Raw genomic sequence first — 14,621 nt, forward strand, 5'->3', positions numbered from 1 at the left:
AGAGATGAAGATCACCGAATCACAAAAAGTCGCTGCGGCGGCGTGGCGTATCCGCCGCTACGCCCTGCAAATGGGTGAAGTGCAGGGGCAGGGCTATATTGGCCAGGCGCTGGGATATGCCGATGTGCTGGCTACCGCCTTCAGCCACGCCATGACCTATCGCCCGGAAGATCCTGAGTGGGAGGGGCGCGATCGCTTCCTGCTTTCTCATGGCCATTACGCTATCGCTTATTATGCCGCGCTGCTGGAGGCGGGCATTATTCCGGAAGCGGAACTGGAAACCTACGGCTCCGACGACAGCCGCCTGCCGATGTCCGGCATGGCGACCTACACCCCGGGGATGGAGATGTCCGGCGGCTCGCTGGGGCAGGGACTGTCTATCGCCGTCGGCATGGCGCTCGGCCTGCGGCAGAAACAGAGCACGGCCTGGGTCTACAACTCGATGTCCGATGGGGAGCTGGACGAAGGTTCGACCTGGGAAGCGGCGATGTCGGCGGCTCACTATGGCCTGAGCAACCTGATTAACCTTGTCGACGTCAACAAACAGCAGGCCGACGGCGATTCACGCAAGATCCTCGGCTTTGAGCCGCTGCAGGATAAATGGGCCGCCTTCGGGTGGTACGTACAGCGCGTAGACGGTAACGATCTGCCGGCGGTGATGGCCGCCTTTGACAACGCGAAAAGTTATTCCGGCAACCAGCCGCGGGTCATTTTATGCGACACGCTGATGGGCAAAGGGGTGCCGTTCCTCGAAACCCGCGATAAGAACCATTTTATTCGCGTCGATGCCGACGAATGGCAAAAAGCGATTGCGGTGCTGGACGCTAACAAACCGGAAGGAGTGCTGTAATGAGCCAGAGTAAACCCCGTTTAAAAACGTCGGCGATGATTGCTTCGATTGCCGATGAAGGCCAGGCGACCGTCTCTGCGCCCTTCGGCGTCGCGCTGTCGAAACTGGCGGCGCAGCGCCCTGAAATCGTCGGTATGACCGCGGACCTGTCAAAATATACTGACCTGCATATTTTCGCCCAGGCCTTCCCGGATCGTTTTTTCCAGATGGGAATGGCGGAGCAGCTGCTGATGGCGGCGGCGGGAGGCATGGCGAAGGAGGGATTTATTCCCTTCGCCACCACCTATGCCGCCTTTGCGACCCGTCGCGCCTATGATTTTATTCATCAGGTGATCGCTGAAGAACATCTGAACGTCAAGATCTGCGCGGCGCTGCCGGGCCTGACGACCGGCTATGGCCCCAGCCATCAGGCCACCGAAGATCTGGCGATCATGCGCGGTATCCCAGGCATGGTCATCGTCGATCCCTGCGATGCGCTGGAGATTGAGCAGGCGGTACCGGCCATTGCCGATCACCAGGGTCCGGTGTATATGCGTCTGCTGCGCGGGAAGGTGCCGCTGGTGCTGGATAAATACGACTATCAGTTCGAACTGGGCAAAGCGAAGCTGCTGGAGGACGGCAACGACGTGCTGATTATCTCCTCCGGGCTGATGACCATGCGCGCCCTGGAGGCGGTTGAAAAGCTGCGGGCCGATAATATCAGCGTGGCGGTCCTGCACGTGCCGACCATCAAACCGCTGGATGAAAAAGCGATTATTGAACAGGCGTCGAAGCCGGGTCGGCTGGTGGTCACCGCCGAAAACCACACCGCTGTCGGCGGGTTAGGGGAGGCGGTGGCCGCCCTGCTGATGCGCAAGGGGGTTCGCTGCGAGATGGATACCGTTGGTCTGCCTGACGCGTTTCTGTTGGCCGGCGCGCTGCTGACCCTCCACGATCGCTACGGCATCTCCACCGCGAAGATCGTCGAAAAGATTAAGTATCGTCTGCGTTAACCGCGCTGCGGCGACGCGCCTGGCCGCTGAGCGCTCTCAGCGGCCTTCTTCCTCCCGCCAGCCAGGCGCGGCATTCTTTTACAGATTTTATGCGGCCTGTCACAAAATCTGCTAGACTGCGCCCCTTCATGGCATTGTGGTTTTTGCCATCTCTTATCGCAATAATCTCCCTGAAAACTACGCCCTTCACCGGGCCGGGGCGGTTCGGAGTTGTTATGTCTTTTGATTCCCTTGGCCTGAATCCCGATATCCTGCGCGCTGTCGCTGAGCAGGGCTACGTTGAGCCGACCCCTATCCAGCAGCAGGCGATCCCGGCGGTACTGCAGGGCCGCGACCTGATGGCCAGCGCCCAGACCGGCACCGGTAAAACGGCGGGCTTTACTCTGCCGCTGCTGCAGCGCCTGATCCAGAACGAGCCGCACGCGAAGGGCCGTCGTCCGGTGCGCGCGCTGATCCTGACCCCGACCCGCGAGCTGGCGGCGCAGGTGGGCGAGAACGTGCGGGATTACAGCAAATATCTGAATATTCGCTCGCTGGTGGTGTTCGGCGGCGTGAGTATCAACCCGCAGATGATGAAGCTGCGCGGCGGCGTCGATATCCTCGTCGCCACCCCGGGCCGTCTGCTGGACCTCGAACATCAGAACGCCGTCAGCCTCGATAAAGTGGAAATCCTCGTACTGGATGAAGCGGACCGCATGCTGGATATGGGCTTTATCCATGACATCCGCCGCGTACTGGCGAAACTGCCGCCGCGTCGGCAGAACTTGCTGTTCTCGGCGACCTTCTCCGACGAGATCAAAGGCCTGGCGGAGAAACTGCTGCACAACCCACTGGAAGTGGAAGTGGCGCGTCGCAACACCGCCTCCGAGCAGATCACCCAGCACGTCCATTTTGTTGATAAGAACCGCAAGCGCGAACTGCTGTCGCAGCTTATCGGCGAAGGCAACTGGCAGCAGGTGCTGGTCTTTACCCGCACCAAGCATGGCGCCAACCACCTCGCGGAGCAGCTCAACAAAGACGGCATCCGCAGCGCGGCGATCCATGGCAACAAGAGCCAGGGGGCGCGTACCCGCGCGCTGGCCGACTTTAAATCCGGCGGCATTCGCGTGCTGGTGGCGACCGATATCGCCGCCCGCGGACTGGATATCGAAGAGCTGCCGCACGTGGTGAACTACGAGCTGCCGAACGTGCCGGAAGATTATGTCCACCGTATTGGGCGTACCGGTCGCGCGGCGGCCACCGGCGAAGCCTTGTCGCTGGTGTGCGTCGATGAGCACAAGCTGCTGCGCGATATCGAGCGCCTGCTGAAAAAAGAGATTCCGCGCATCGCGATTGCCGGCTATGAGCCGGACCCGTCGATTAAAGCCGAACCTATCCAGAACGGTCGCCAGCAGCGCGGCGGCGGTCGTGGTCAGGGGCAGGGACGCGGCGGCCAGGGGCAGGGGCGCAGTGGACAGCCGCGCAGCCAGAGCAGCGCCCCGCGTCGTCAGGACGGCGAGGCGCCGAAAGCGCGCACTCAGGACGGCAAACCGCCGCGCCGCCGTCGCCCGCGTAAGCCGGCTGGCGAATAACAGGCTGATGCCCGGGCCGCGATAACGCGGTTAAGCACGGCTCAGGCCCGTCTGTCCGCTACGCGGCGGCGGGCCTTTTTCTTTCCATTACACTATTTGTCGAGCACGCTTCCACACACAGCAGAAAGCAATACCTCCGGACGGGTAAAAATGGCACAATAGTGGCTGTTTATACAGTATTCAGGTTTTCTCATGGCTTTGACCGCTGCGCTGAAAGCGCAAATCGCCGCCTGGTATAAGGCGCTTCAGGAACAGATCCCGGACTTTATTCCCCGCCCCCCGCAGCGGCAGATGATCGCTGATGTGGCGAAAACCCTCGCCGGGGATGAGGGCAGGCATCTGGCTATCGAAGCGCCGACCGGCGTCGGTAAAACGCTGTCATACCTTATCCCTGGCATTGCCATCGCCCGTGAGGAACAAAAAACGCTGGTGGTCAGCACCGCCAACGTCGCCCTGCAGGATCAAATCTACAGTAAAGACCTGCCGCTGCTGCGCAAGATTATCCCCGACCTGCGCTTCACCGCCGCCTTTGGTCGCGGACGCTACGTCTGCCCGCGCAACCTGGCGGCGCTGGCCAGCACCGAGCCGACGCAGCAGGATCTGCTGGCTTTCCTCGACGACGATCTCACCCCGAACAACCAGGCGGAGCAGAAACTGTGCGCGACGCTGAAGCAGGACCTTGACAGCTATCGCTGGGACGGCCTGCGCGACCATACCGACAAAGCCATCGACGATGGACTATGGAGCCGGCTGAGCACCGATAAGGCCAGCTGCCTGAACCGCAACTGCCACTATTATCGCGAGTGTCCGTTCTTTGTGGCGCGGCGGGAAATTCAGGAGGCGGAAGTGGTGGTAGCCAACCATGCGCTGGTGATGGCGGCGATGGAGAGCGAGGCGGTGCTGCCGGAGCCGAAAAACCTGCTGCTGGTCCTTGATGAAGGCCATCATCTGCCGGACGTCGCCCGCGACGCGTTGGAGATGAGCGCCGAGATCACCGCGCCCTGGTTTCGCCTGCAGCTGGATCTGTTCTGCAAGCTGGTGGCTACCTGCATGGAGCAGTTCCGCCCGAAAACCACGCCGCCGCTGGCCAATCCGGAGCGGCTCGCCGGCCATTGCGAAGAGCTGTTCGAGCTGATTGCGTCGTTGAATAATATTCTCAATCTCTACATGCCCGCCGGCCAGGAAGCGGAGCATCGCTTCCCGATGGGCGAACTGCCGCAGGAGGTGATGGAGATCTGCCAGCGGCTGGCGAAGCTCACCGAGACGCTGCGCGGGCTGGCGGAGCTGTTTCTTAACGATCTCAGCGAAAAGACCGGCAGCCATGACGTGGTGCGTCTGCATCGGGTGCTGCTGCAGATGAACCGCGCCCTCGGCATGTTTGAAAGCCAAAGCAAGCTGTGGCGTCTGGCGTCGCTGGCGCAGTCCTCTGGCGCGCCGGTGACCAAATGGGCGACGCGGGTAGTGCGAGACGGCCAGATCCACGTCTGGTTCCACTGCGTCGGCATCCGCGTCAGCGATCAGCTTGAGCGGCTGCTGTGGCGCAGCGTGCCGCATATCGTGGTGACGTCAGCGACGCTGCGCTCTCTTAACAGCTTCTCGCGCCTGCAGGAGATGAGCGGCCTGAAGGAAAAAGCGGGTGACCGCTTCGTGGCGCTGGATTCGCCGTTCAACCACGTGGAGCAGGGGAAAATTATTATTCCTCAAATGCGCTATGAACCGTTGATAGATAACGAAGAGCAGCACATTGCCGAGATGGCGGCCTATTTTCGCCAGCAGGTGGAGAGCAAGAAGCATCTCGGGATGCTGGTGCTGTTTGCCAGTGGGCGAGCGATGAATCGCTTCCTGGAGCATGTGACCGACCTGCGTCTGATGCTGCTGGTGCAGGGCGACCAGCCGCGCTACCGGCTGGTGGAGCTGCATCGCAAACGGGTGGAAAGCGGCGAGCGCAGCGTGCTGGTGGGCCTGCAGTCCTTTGCCGAAGGTCTCGATTTAAAAGGCGATCTGTTAAGCCAGGTACATATCCATAAAATCGCCTTTCCGCCCATCGACAGCCCGGTAGTGATCACCGAAGGCGAATGGCTGAAAAGCCTCAATCGTTATCCCTTCGAGGTACAGAGTTTGCCCAGCGCCTCCTTTAATCTTATTCAGCAGGTGGGGCGTTTGATCCGTAGCCATCACTGCTGGGGAGAGGTGGTGATTTACGATAAGCGTCTGTTGACCAAAAACTACGGCGCGCGTCTACTGAACGCGTTACCTGTTTTTCCCATTGAGCAGCCGGGCGTTCCGGAGGTTATAGTAAAACGGAAAGCAAAACAGACAGCAAAACAGACAGGCCGCAAACGTCGCTGACGACGGCGCGTTGCACCAGGGGGAGCCATGGAGTACAGCAAAATTATAAAAGAGGTGGGCCGCGGTAAGAATCATGCCCGCGACCTGGATGAAGAGACCGCCCGTGCGCTCTACGCGCGGATGCTGAACGGCGAGGTGCCGGAGCTGGAGCTGGGAGGAATATTAATCGCCCTGCGCATCAAAGGCGAAGGCGAAGCGGAGATGAAAGGCTTTTACGCCGCGATGCAGCAGCATACGCTGCGCCTGACCCCGCCGGCAGGCAAGCCGATGCCGATCGTTATCCCCAGCTACAATGGCGCGCGCAAGCAGGCGAACCTGACGCCGCTGCTGGCGATGCTCCTGCATAAGCTGGGGTTTCCGGTCGTAGTTCACGGCGTCAGTCACGATCCGACCCGGGTGCTGACCGAGACCATTTTTACCCTGCTGGACATTCCGGCTACCCGGCATGCCGGTCAGGCGCAGGCGCAGCTGGAGGGGCATGAACCGGTGTATATCCCGGTGGGCGCCTTCTGCCCGCCGCTGGAGAAACAGCTGGCGATGCGCTGGCGGATGGGCGTACGCAACAGCGCCCATACGCTGGCCAAACTGGCCACGCCGTTTGGCGAAGGGGAGGCGCTACGCCTCTCCAGCGTGTCGCATCCGGAATATGTTCCCCGGGTGGCGGGCTTCTTTCGCGAGACCGGTGGCCGCGCGCTGCTGATGCACGGTACCGAAGGCGAAGTGTACGCCAACCCGCAGCGCTGCCCGCAGATCAGCCTGATTGATGACCAGGGCGTGCGGGTGCTGTGCGACCGCCAGACCGAGGCGGCGGCGGAAGTTATTCTGCCGGCCTCGAAAGATCCCGAAGTGACCGCGCGCTGGATCGAGCGCTGCGTCGCCGGCGTCGAACCGGTACCCCACTCGCTGAAGATCCAGCTCGCCTGCTGTCTGCTGGCCTGCGGCGAGGTCTCAACCCTGGAGCAGGGTCTCAGCCGCGTCAACGACTGCTGGTGAGCGGATCGGCAGGATAAAAAAAAGCCCGTCCGGTGGCTCGGACGGGCAAGGCAAGGGTATTAAAGGTCTTTTCAGGGTTAATTCAGTGGCTTACAGGGTTGAGTTGCGATTATTTATAGATAACCGCGGTACCGCTCAGTTTGTTGTTGGTGTTAGCGGAAGTGATGCTATAGCCGGTTGCGCCAGCGGCTTCGGCTTTAGCAGCCAGTTTCGCTTCCAGACCATCTAACGTGGTTGCGCCTTGCGCAGACACCACACCGATCTTATTCATGCTTTCAGCCTGAGCGGGGGTAACCGGCTCGGCGGCAAAGGCGCCGAAGGAAAGGGCGGTCAGTGCGATGGCAGCGGCAGCATATTTGATGTTTTTCATAGTTAATCTCTCGCAGGTTGTTCTGTTCAGGGGACGATGTTCCGTCGATGTGATAAGTATCACGCTTTTTTGCGGGAGATAAAATCGAAGGAAATTCACAGTCTTCATCGATTTTTTTGAATGACTAATAATTTACTGATTATTAATAAATTATTTCTGATTCTTTTCGTCTGATGGCGGAGCGAGGGAGACCGGCACGCTTAAGGGCACATATTGCGACATTTATCGCCAAAAAGTGTGCGCGAAAAGATAATGCGAAAAGCTGTCATGAACGGTAAAGGAAAGTCAGCGTAGCTGGCTATCCTTGGAACCACGGCGATTATATCCTGAAAATGTATTGTTATGTAAATCTTTCTCCTGTTGGCACTTCACGCAGTATCTGACGCCAGGAATAGCCTGTCGGCGAGCCTCCGGAATCGGTTCTCCGCATTCATCACAAAATTTGTTGCTTTCGCCGCGTGGAAGCTCGCGGCGGGCGCGAGCTACCGCATCGTCAATGGTGCTGTCGATCTGATCCTGAACGGCGCCGTCGCCTGCCCAACCTGATGCCATCGTCTGCCTCCTGTAAAAGGTTATTGATAAATTATAGCTGAACCGTACAGCCGGTTACCGCTGCTGGCGGCATTGACCCGCCAGGCTATCGCCCCACGGCGGTGGGCCTTATCCGCGAGGGCAGCAACCAGGTCGTCAAGGGTAGGGGCGCCGGAGGCGGAGACGGTGCCGACAGGGCGCAGCGGCCCGTCATAGGGCAGTTCAGGTGTCAGCGGCAGGGAAGAGGCCGCATTGGCCTGAGCGGCAAGCGCAGCGGCAAACAGCAGCGAGGTGATTTTCATCAGCATATCCTCATAAACAGCATGGGACATAGCTTAAGTGTAGGCCTTTCCAGACCGCGCAGCAGGGAATTTTTTATGCAAAAACAAGGCGTTTTGCATGCTACCGGCGCAGGGTAGCGATACTCTGGCCGGTAAATTATTTAGCGGGCGTCCGGGCGGATCATGTCAAAACGCAGGCTGTCATCAATACTGTAATAGGCGCTCGGACCTCCGGCGCGCAGGATCGGCTGAGCGCGGGCGGTTTGATAGATGCCGTTATCCAGCAGTGATTCATCGATATGCACGGCGACCACTTCGCCGAGCACCAGCCATGTATCGACAAGATTGCCGTCGGCGGTGGCGAGCTGAATACATTGCGACAGGCGGCACTCAAAGTTCACCGGGCTCTCCGCCACCCGGGGGGCCTTGACCAGGCGGCTGGCGGCGGCGGTGAGCCCGGCGCGCACGAATTCATCCTCATGGTGCGGGATCGAGGCGGAGGTTTCGTTCATCGCTTCGGCCAGCGGGCGCGTCGCCAGGTTCCAGACGAACTCCTTCGTTTCGACGATATTTCGCACGCTGTCTTTCCAGCCGCTGCTGGCGAAACCAATGATCGGCGGACGATAGTTAAAGCAGTTAAAAAAGCTGTATGGCGCCAGATTATGCTGGCCCTCGGCGTCCTGCGAGGCGATCCAGCCTATCGGGCGAGGCCCGATTATCGCGTTCAGCGGGTCATGCGGCAGGCCGTGGCCCTGCGAAGGTTGATAAAAGTACATGCTGCACCTGTCACGGATAAAGGAGATATCCAGACTCCCTTATTTACCGCGCCGCCGTCAACGGGTATCTTACGCGGCTGTTCAAAGGAGATTGTCATGAAAGCCCAGAAACCGGGGTTACACCCGCGTAACCGCCACCATCAACGCTACGACCTGCCCGCGCTCTGCCAGGCTCATCCTGACCTGCAGGGATACATTACGCTCAATCCGCGGGGTGAGCAGACCATTGATTTTGCCAATCCGCAGGCGGTTAAGGCGTTGAATAAAGCGCTGCTGGCGCATTTCTACGCGGTCAAACTCTGGGACATTCCTGACGGTTTTCTCTGTCCGCCGGTGCCCGGGCGGGCCGATTATATTCATCATCTGGCGGATCTGCTGGCCGGGGACAGCGGCGAAGTGCCGAAGCAAGCCACGATCCTCGATATTGGCACCGGCGCCAACCTCATCTATCCCCTGATCGGCGTTCACGAATATGGCTGGCGCTTTACCGGCAGCGAAATCAGCCCGGAAGCCTTCGCCAGCGCGCAGGCGATTGTTAATGGCAACCCGGGATTGACCCGGCAGATCCGTCTGCGTCGGCAAAAAGAGAGCCAGGCCATCTTCCACGGCGTGATCCACAAAAACGAGACCTATGACGCCACCCTGTGCAATCCGCCGTTCCATGACTCCGCACAGAGCGCCCGGGCGGGCGGCGAGCGCAAGCGCCGCAATCTCGGACTCGGCGCCGACAGCGGGCTTAACTTTGGCGGTCAGCAGCAGGAGCTGTGGTGCGAGGGGGGCGAAGTGGCCTTTATCTCGCAGATGATCCGCGAAAGTCAGGCCTTCGCCCGCCAGGTGAAATGGTTTACCTCGCTGGTGTCGCGCGGCGACAATCTGCCGCCGCTCTACCGCCTGCTGACCGAGGTCGGGGCAGTGAAAGTGGTGAAAAAAGAGATGGCCCAGGGGCAAAAGCAGAGCCGCTTTATCGCCTGGAGCTTTATGGACGACGCCAAACGCCGCCGTCCGTTCTAACTACTCCACGGCCGGGCTGTCGGCGCCCGGCATCGGCAATTGCTGCCAGGTCTGTACCGGGGCGCGAACCCCGGCGCGATCGAAGTGCTTTTTCACCTGGGTATCAAGGGCAAAGCGCACCGTCCACTGCTTCAGCGGCAAGGTGGTGAAGCTGACGCGCAGCGTAAAGGCGGTATTGCTCAACCCCACCAGCCCGGCGAACGACGGTTCGCCAATGATCAGGCCGCGGATCTCCTCCTGGGCCAGCAGATCGTCCACTGCCGCCTTCAGCGCCTGGCTGGCTTTATCCAGATCCTCATGGCGATCGACGTCATAGTTAGCCACCACCGAGCCAATGCCGCGCACGAAGTTGGCAAAGGTGGTGATCGAGGACCAGGGAATAATGTGATAGGCGCCGGTATCCTGGCGCACCCCCACTGAGCGAATCGACATCCGTTCCACCGTGCCGGTCAAAGGCCCGATGGTGACCAGGTCGCCGGTATTCATCCCGTTCTCAAACTGGATAAAAATGCCGGTGATAATGTCTTTAACCAGGGTTTGCGCGCCAAACGAGATGGCCAGCCCTAACGCCCCGGCGCCCGCCAGCAGCGGCGCGATATTAACCCCAATCTCCGAGAGCAAAATCATCACCGTGATGGTGCTGATCACCACCGCCAGCGCGTTGCGAAACAGGGTTAGCAGCGTACGGGCCCGCGCGCTGGGCAGCGGACGGCCATGGATATCCGAGGCCAGACGGTTTTCGATCAGGCTGGCCAACACCGTCCAGCCGATAGCGGAGAAGAAGAGGATAAGAGCGATACGGATCAGCACATCCACCGTTTTTTGCCCGGCATCGTTGTGCAGCCATTCGCGGAAGTCAAACAGCCCCCAGGCGCTCAGGAGCAGCATTATGGCAACACAGACGGTGAGAATGCGCGCTGCCTTCAGCGAGGCGGAGATCCAGCCGTTCAGCCGCTTTTGCAGCTCAGGATAGTTGCGCTGGGTGGCAGGGGAGAGAGTGATGGTTTTGGCTATCCAGCGCGACAGGATGCCGGACACCAGCGCCGCGCCGCCGATAATCGCCAGGCTGCGCAGGGTGGCGCCCATCATAAATTTCAGGCTGTTGCCTGGGTCGAACAGGGAAAAGAAGAAGAGCACCACAAAGTAGGCGCAGGCCAGCCAGTGCCAGATCAGGGCGAAGGCGCGGATAAACAGGCTAAAAAAGGAGAGCGAGCGGTCAGCCAGATGGATCAGCCCCTGCGTAATCACCGCTTTGTTATGAAAAATCAGATACAGCGCCCACAGCGTAATGCACAGCATGATGATGACGTTAGCCAGCGCGCCGACCTGAACATTCACCTGGTTAGAGATAATCGGCACCGCGACGATCAGGCCGTAGCCGATCAGGCTGCTGAGGGCGCTCAGGCGCAGACTCCAGTAGGAGGCGGCCTCGTCGCTGAGGTTAAAGGGCCTGAGCGCTGGAATGCGCGGGCAGAAAATGAGCCGCAGGATGGCTTTAAAGAACTCGATCAGCGCGAAGGCGTTGAGGAAAAGGCTCTGCTGAAAGGCGATAGTGGGGTTGTTGCCATCCAGACGATCGCTCAACAGCTGACCGACAAACAGGGTCAGCGCCAGCAGCAGCAGATCGATAATAAACGCCCCGGCGATGGTCAACGGCAGCTGGAGCCAGTTTCCGCGATCGCGGTTTTTATGCCGTCCCCATTCGCCCATTTTACGATACAGCGGCAGCGCCGCGAGGCGTACCAGCCACCAGAAGGCAAACACCAGCCCGGCCAGCAGTAAAAAATGCCAGGCGGCGCTGGTAAAGGTTTGTGGATTAAAGGGCTTATGCGGCGAGCCGGTAATATTGCGCCACAACTGGGAAAAGCGCGATGAGAGCTCATCGCCATATTCCCGGCTGATCTGCGTGACGTTCTCCAGCACGGTGGTCTCTTCTTTCACCGCCGGCGGCGTCAGCGTCGGGGTGCTGTCGGGCGGCGGCGTGGCGGCCGCTTTACGCAGCTGGTCAATGAGCTCCTGACGGGCGGCGTCGTTGGCCAGCACGTCGGCCAGCGCGGCATAGGCCGCTCTTTTCTGTTCTACATCGGGTTCGCTGGCGCTGGTTTTATCGGCGTTAGCGGTCGGCACGCCGGGCAGGGCGGCGGCGGAAAGCGGGGCAGTAAACAGCGCAGCGAGCAAAAGCAGGATCCACGGCATGGGCACCTCCGTTGCAACGTAAACGGGTAAGTATAGAAGCCGCTGGCGGAAGGGGAGGGAAGAGGAATCTGGAAAGCGGCTCTCTCCGCGAGGGAGAGAGCCGTTGTGGGTCAGGCGACGTGCTGCAGGAATTCGCGCAGACGCGGGCTTGGCGGGTTGTTCACCAACTCCTGTGGATTGCCGTCTTCGGCAATTCGTCCTTTGTCGATAAAGATCAGTCGCGAGGCCACTTTTTCGGCAAAGCCGATTTCGTGGGTCACAATCACCATCGTCATACCCTCTTCCGCCAGATCCTGCATCACCTTGAGCACTTCATGGCGCAGTTCCGGGTCGAGCGCGGAGGTGGGCTCATCAAACAGCATCATCTTCGGCTTCACCGCCAGCGCGCGGGCGATGGCCACACGCTGCTGCTGGCCGCCGGAGAGTTCAGACGGATAGTGATGCGCGCGCTCAGCCAGACCGACTTTCGCCAGCAGATCTTTCGCCAGCTTCTCCGCTGCCTGTTTGCTGGCGCCGCGTACCCGCAGCGGGCCAAACATCACGTTTTCCAGCGCCGTCAGGTGCGGGAACAGGTAAAACTGCTGGAACACCATTCCGGCTTCCTGACGAATCAGACGTTCGTCCACCTTTGGATCGTTGACCTTCAGGCCATCGACAATCAGATCGCCGCTGGTGATCTCTTCCAGTTTATTGATACAGCGCAGCATCGTCGATTTACCGGAGCCGGACGGGCCGATGATGACCACCACTTCACCCTGATTGATTTTCAGAGAGATATCGTGCAGCACCTGGGTTGGGCCAAAGTGCTTGGAGACGTTTTTAAATTCAATCACAGGATTTTCATCCTTCTTTCAAGACGACGCAGAATAAAGCTCAAGACCAGGGTGATGATCAGGTAGATCACGGCAACGGCGCTCCAGATTTCCAGCGCGCGGAAGTTGCCGGCGATGATCTCCTGTCCCTGACGGGTCAGTTCGGCGACGCCGATGACGATGAACAGCGAGGTATCCTTGATGCTGATGATCCACTGGTTGCCCAGCGGCGGCAGCATGCGGCGCAGCGCCAGCGGCAGGATCACGTGGCGAATGGTTTCGCGACGCGACAGGCCGAGCGCCAGGCCCGCTTCGCGGAAGCCTTTATGAATGGAGAGCACCGCGCCGCGGGTAATTTCCGCGATATAGGCGCCCGAGTTAATCATGATGGTCACTACCGCCGCGGAGAAGGGGTCAATGCGCAGATCGCTAAAGGCCATCGGCAGCGCAAAGTAGATGAACATAACCTGCACCACAATCGGGGTGCCGCGAATGATTTCAATAAACACCAGCGCGATGTGGTTGGCGATCCAGCCGCCGAAGCAGCGGGCGAAACCGGCCACCAGACCGATGATCAGGCCGCCGGCCAGGCCGAGGACGGAAATCCACAGCGTCATTTTGGCGCCTTCCAGCAAAATCGGAATGGCGGGCCAGATGGCACTCCAGTCAAACTGCATAATACGTTCCTGTTACCGTGTCGAGAGCAGAGGAAAGCCTCCGCCAAAATACGGTCTCCCGCAGCGTCTGTGCCGGAAGACCGTTGTGATGTCGCCGGGCCTGCGCCCGGCGAAGGACATTTTTATTATTTTGGTTCAGTGCCGAACCATTTTTTATAAATTTCGTTGTAGGTGCCGTTCTCGCGCAGCGTTTTCAGCGCACCGTTCACTTTCTCACGCAGCTCGTCGCTGCCTTTCGGGAAGGCGATACCGTAGTTTTGCGCTTCCAGTGATTCACCTACCGCTTTGAATTTGCCGTTGCCCGCAGTTTTGATGAAGTAGAGGATGTTCGGCGTATCGTGCAGGACGGCATCCGCGCGGCCGGTACCCAGCTCCATATAGGCGTTATCGATGTTCGGGAACTGACGCAGATCTTTGGTTTTGATATTAGCTTTCGCGTAGTCAACGGAGCCGGTGCCGCTCTTCACCGCGACCACTTTGCCGTTCAGATCTTTCACATCTTTGATGTCGTTATTATTGGCGTTGACCATCACCAGCAGGCCGCTTTTGTAGTAGCCGTCAGAGAAGTCGATGGCTTTTTTACGCTCGTCGGTAATGGTGATCCCCGCCAACGCCAGATCGATATTTTTGGTTTGCAGCGCCGGGATAATGCCGCTGAAGTCCATCGGCTTCAGGGTGTAGTCGAGCTTCAGCTCTTTGGCGATGGCCGCCCACAGGTCAACGTCAAAACCCACATACTTATCGCCTTGCTTAAATTCGAACGGGACGAACGCCGTATCGGTGGCGACAACCAGGGTCTTATTGGCGGCATGGGAAGAAACCGCAAAAGCCAGGGTCAGTGCAGCCAGTGAAACTTTAAATACAGACTTCATAGCATTTCCTTTTATATCCACGGGACGATCCCCTGCGAGAACGACTAGCCTAATGAAAAAATCGTGCCACTTTTACAACCTGTTGTTTTTAAACAAACGAAGCGGTAGCCGCTGCACAATATCGATCATTTCAGGCAAAGAGTGCACCATAACGGGGCGTTATTTTGGTGCATCCTGAGGTCGCTGAATAACGAGCCCATTTTTAGCGCAAACCCTGATGGGAAAACAATCTCGGTGTAACGATTGTGTGAGGTGATTATTACAATTGTTTTACTTTTGTGCGCATTTTCATCAATTTGACGCCCTGAAATGGTGCAAGGCCAGCGGGTGAGGGAAAGGC

The 14,621-nt window shown here is 59.1% G+C and carries 14 protein-coding genes; 6 read left to right on the forward strand and 8 right to left on the reverse strand.

Annotated features, from left to right (window positions below):
* The first annotated feature begins 4 nt into the window (after nucleotides 1-4).
* The 5 genes from KHQ24_RS04855 to ybiB all read left to right on the forward strand — a co-directional run bounded on the left by KHQ24_RS04855 (nucleotide 5) and on the right by ybiB (nucleotide 6,755).
* Nucleotides 5-850, forward strand: coding sequence for a transketolase (locus KHQ24_RS04855; protein WP_049092359.1), 846 nt, complete (start codon nucleotides 5-7; stop codon nucleotides 848-850).
* Nucleotides 850-1,842, forward strand: coding sequence for a transketolase family protein (locus tag KHQ24_RS04860; RefSeq protein ID WP_211777141.1), 993 nt, complete (start codon nucleotides 850-852; stop codon nucleotides 1,840-1,842). Before KHQ24_RS04855 ends, KHQ24_RS04860 begins: the two co-directional genes overlap by 1 nt.
* A 215-nt stretch (nucleotides 1,843-2,057) precedes the next feature.
* Nucleotides 2,058-3,413 carry an ATP-dependent RNA helicase RhlE gene (rhlE, locus tag KHQ24_RS04865; RefSeq protein WP_004886179.1) on the forward strand — a complete coding sequence of 452 codons (1,356 nt, stop codon included), beginning with the start codon at nucleotides 2,058-2,060 and terminating at the stop codon, nucleotides 3,411-3,413.
* Between the two features lie 192 nt (nucleotides 3,414-3,605).
* Nucleotides 3,606-5,762, forward strand: a complete 2,157-nt coding sequence (gene dinG / locus KHQ24_RS04870) for an ATP-dependent DNA helicase DinG (protein ID WP_064189342.1) — start codon at nucleotides 3,606-3,608, stop codon at nucleotides 5,760-5,762.
* Nucleotides 5,763-5,789: 27 nt separating this feature from the next.
* Nucleotides 5,790-6,755, forward strand: a complete 966-nt coding sequence (gene ybiB / locus KHQ24_RS04875) for a DNA-binding protein YbiB (protein ID WP_004886183.1) — start codon at nucleotides 5,790-5,792, stop codon at nucleotides 6,753-6,755.
* Nucleotides 6,756-6,864: 109 nt separating this feature from the next.
* Here the strand turns inward: ybiB and ybiJ are convergent, their stop codons facing one another.
* The 4 genes from ybiJ to KHQ24_RS04895 all read right to left on the reverse strand — a co-directional run bounded on the left by ybiJ (nucleotide 6,865) and on the right by KHQ24_RS04895 (nucleotide 8,713).
* The gene (gene ybiJ, locus KHQ24_RS04880; RefSeq protein WP_004176772.1) at nucleotides 6,865-7,125 is read right to left on the reverse strand and encodes a DUF1471 family protein YbiJ; all 261 of its coding nucleotides are present in this window, start codon (nucleotides 7,123-7,125) and stop codon (nucleotides 6,865-6,867) included.
* A 285-nt stretch (nucleotides 7,126-7,410) separates the two neighbouring features.
* Nucleotides 7,411-7,677 carry a DksA/TraR family C4-type zinc finger protein gene (locus KHQ24_RS04885; protein ID WP_002895824.1) on the reverse strand — a complete coding sequence of 89 codons (267 nt, stop codon included), beginning with the start codon at nucleotides 7,675-7,677 and terminating at the stop codon, nucleotides 7,411-7,413.
* 20 nt (nucleotides 7,678-7,697) lie between these two features.
* Entirely contained in the window at nucleotides 7,698-7,958 is a 261-nt protein-coding gene (locus KHQ24_RS04890; protein ID WP_025999233.1) for a DUF1471 domain-containing protein, read from the reverse strand.
* Between the two features lie 140 nt (nucleotides 7,959-8,098).
* On the reverse strand, nucleotides 8,099-8,713 hold the full coding sequence (locus KHQ24_RS04895) for a flavin reductase family protein (RefSeq protein WP_004886190.1): 615 nt from the start codon (nucleotides 8,711-8,713) through the stop codon (nucleotides 8,099-8,101).
* A 96-nt stretch (nucleotides 8,714-8,809) separates the two neighbouring features.
* Here KHQ24_RS04895 and rlmF point away from each other — a divergent pair, with 96 nt between their 5' ends.
* Nucleotides 8,810-9,724 carry a 23S rRNA (adenine(1618)-N(6))-methyltransferase RlmF gene (rlmF, locus tag KHQ24_RS04900; RefSeq protein WP_180241748.1) on the forward strand — a complete coding sequence of 305 codons (915 nt, stop codon included), beginning with the start codon at nucleotides 8,810-8,812 and terminating at the stop codon, nucleotides 9,722-9,724.
* On the opposite strand, the gene ybiO is transcribed toward rlmF, so the two are convergent.
* The 4 genes from ybiO to glnH form a co-directional block, all read right to left on the reverse strand.
* Nucleotides 9,725-11,920: a mechanosensitive channel protein gene (gene ybiO / locus KHQ24_RS04905; RefSeq protein ID WP_004886194.1), complete on the reverse strand. Its 2,196-nt coding sequence runs from the start codon at nucleotides 11,918-11,920 to the stop codon at nucleotides 9,725-9,727. It abuts the gene before it with no gap.
* A 110-nt stretch (nucleotides 11,921-12,030) separates the two neighbouring features.
* A complete protein-coding gene (gene glnQ, locus KHQ24_RS04910; protein WP_004212183.1) occupies nucleotides 12,031-12,753 on the reverse strand; it encodes a glutamine ABC transporter ATP-binding protein GlnQ in 723 nt (240 codons plus the stop codon).
* The gene (glnP, locus tag KHQ24_RS04915) at nucleotides 12,750-13,409 is read right to left on the reverse strand and encodes a glutamine ABC transporter permease GlnP (RefSeq protein ID WP_002895837.1); all 660 of its coding nucleotides are present in this window, start codon (nucleotides 13,407-13,409) and stop codon (nucleotides 12,750-12,752) included. Before glnP ends, glnQ begins: the two co-directional genes overlap by 4 nt.
* A 125-nt stretch (nucleotides 13,410-13,534) precedes the next feature.
* Complete coding sequence (gene glnH, locus KHQ24_RS04920) at nucleotides 13,535-14,281, reverse strand: glutamine ABC transporter substrate-binding protein GlnH (protein WP_004886198.1); 747 nt, start codon at nucleotides 14,279-14,281, stop codon at nucleotides 13,535-13,537.
* Nucleotides 14,282-14,621: the final 340 nt, after the last annotated feature.

The sequence above is a fragment of the Klebsiella sp. 54 genome (genome assembly GCF_018223875.1).
GTDB classification, from domain to species: domain Bacteria; phylum Pseudomonadota; class Gammaproteobacteria; order Enterobacterales; family Enterobacteriaceae; genus Klebsiella; species Klebsiella quasipneumoniae.

Excerpts from the sequence above, each read along its gene's own strand:
- glnP (WP_002895837.1), bottom strand. The coding sequence starts at position 13,409 with ATGCAGTTTGACTGGAGTGCCATCTGGCCCGCCATTCCGATTTTGCTG.
- ybiO (WP_004886194.1), bottom strand. The coding sequence starts at position 11,920 with ATGCCGTGGATCCTGCTTTTGCTCGCTGCGCTGTTTACTGCCCCGCTT.
- rlmF (WP_180241748.1), top strand. The coding sequence starts at position 8,810 with ATGAAAGCCCAGAAACCGGGGTTACACCCGCGTAACCGCCACCATCAA.
- ybiJ (WP_004176772.1), bottom strand. The coding sequence starts at position 7,125 with ATGAAAAACATCAAATATGCTGCCGCTGCCATCGCACTGACCGCCCTT.
- KHQ24_RS04855 (WP_049092359.1), top strand. The coding sequence starts at position 5 with ATGAAGATCACCGAATCACAAAAAGTCGCTGCGGCGGCGTGGCGTATC.
- rhlE (WP_004886179.1), top strand. The coding sequence starts at position 2,058 with ATGTCTTTTGATTCCCTTGGCCTGAATCCCGATATCCTGCGCGCTGTC.
- KHQ24_RS04860 (WP_211777141.1), top strand. The coding sequence starts at position 850 with ATGAGCCAGAGTAAACCCCGTTTAAAAACGTCGGCGATGATTGCTTCG.
- ybiB (WP_004886183.1), top strand. The coding sequence starts at position 5,790 with ATGGAGTACAGCAAAATTATAAAAGAGGTGGGCCGCGGTAAGAATCAT.
- KHQ24_RS04895 (WP_004886190.1), bottom strand. The coding sequence starts at position 8,713 with ATGTACTTTTATCAACCTTCGCAGGGCCACGGCCTGCCGCATGACCCG.
- KHQ24_RS04885 (WP_002895824.1), bottom strand. The coding sequence starts at position 7,677 with ATGGCATCAGGTTGGGCAGGCGACGGCGCCGTTCAGGATCAGATCGAC.
- KHQ24_RS04890 (WP_025999233.1), bottom strand. The coding sequence starts at position 7,958 with ATGAAAATCACCTCGCTGCTGTTTGCCGCTGCGCTTGCCGCTCAGGCC.
- dinG (WP_064189342.1), top strand. The coding sequence starts at position 3,606 with ATGGCTTTGACCGCTGCGCTGAAAGCGCAAATCGCCGCCTGGTATAAG.
- glnH (WP_004886198.1), bottom strand. The coding sequence starts at position 14,281 with ATGAAGTCTGTATTTAAAGTTTCACTGGCTGCACTGACCCTGGCTTTT.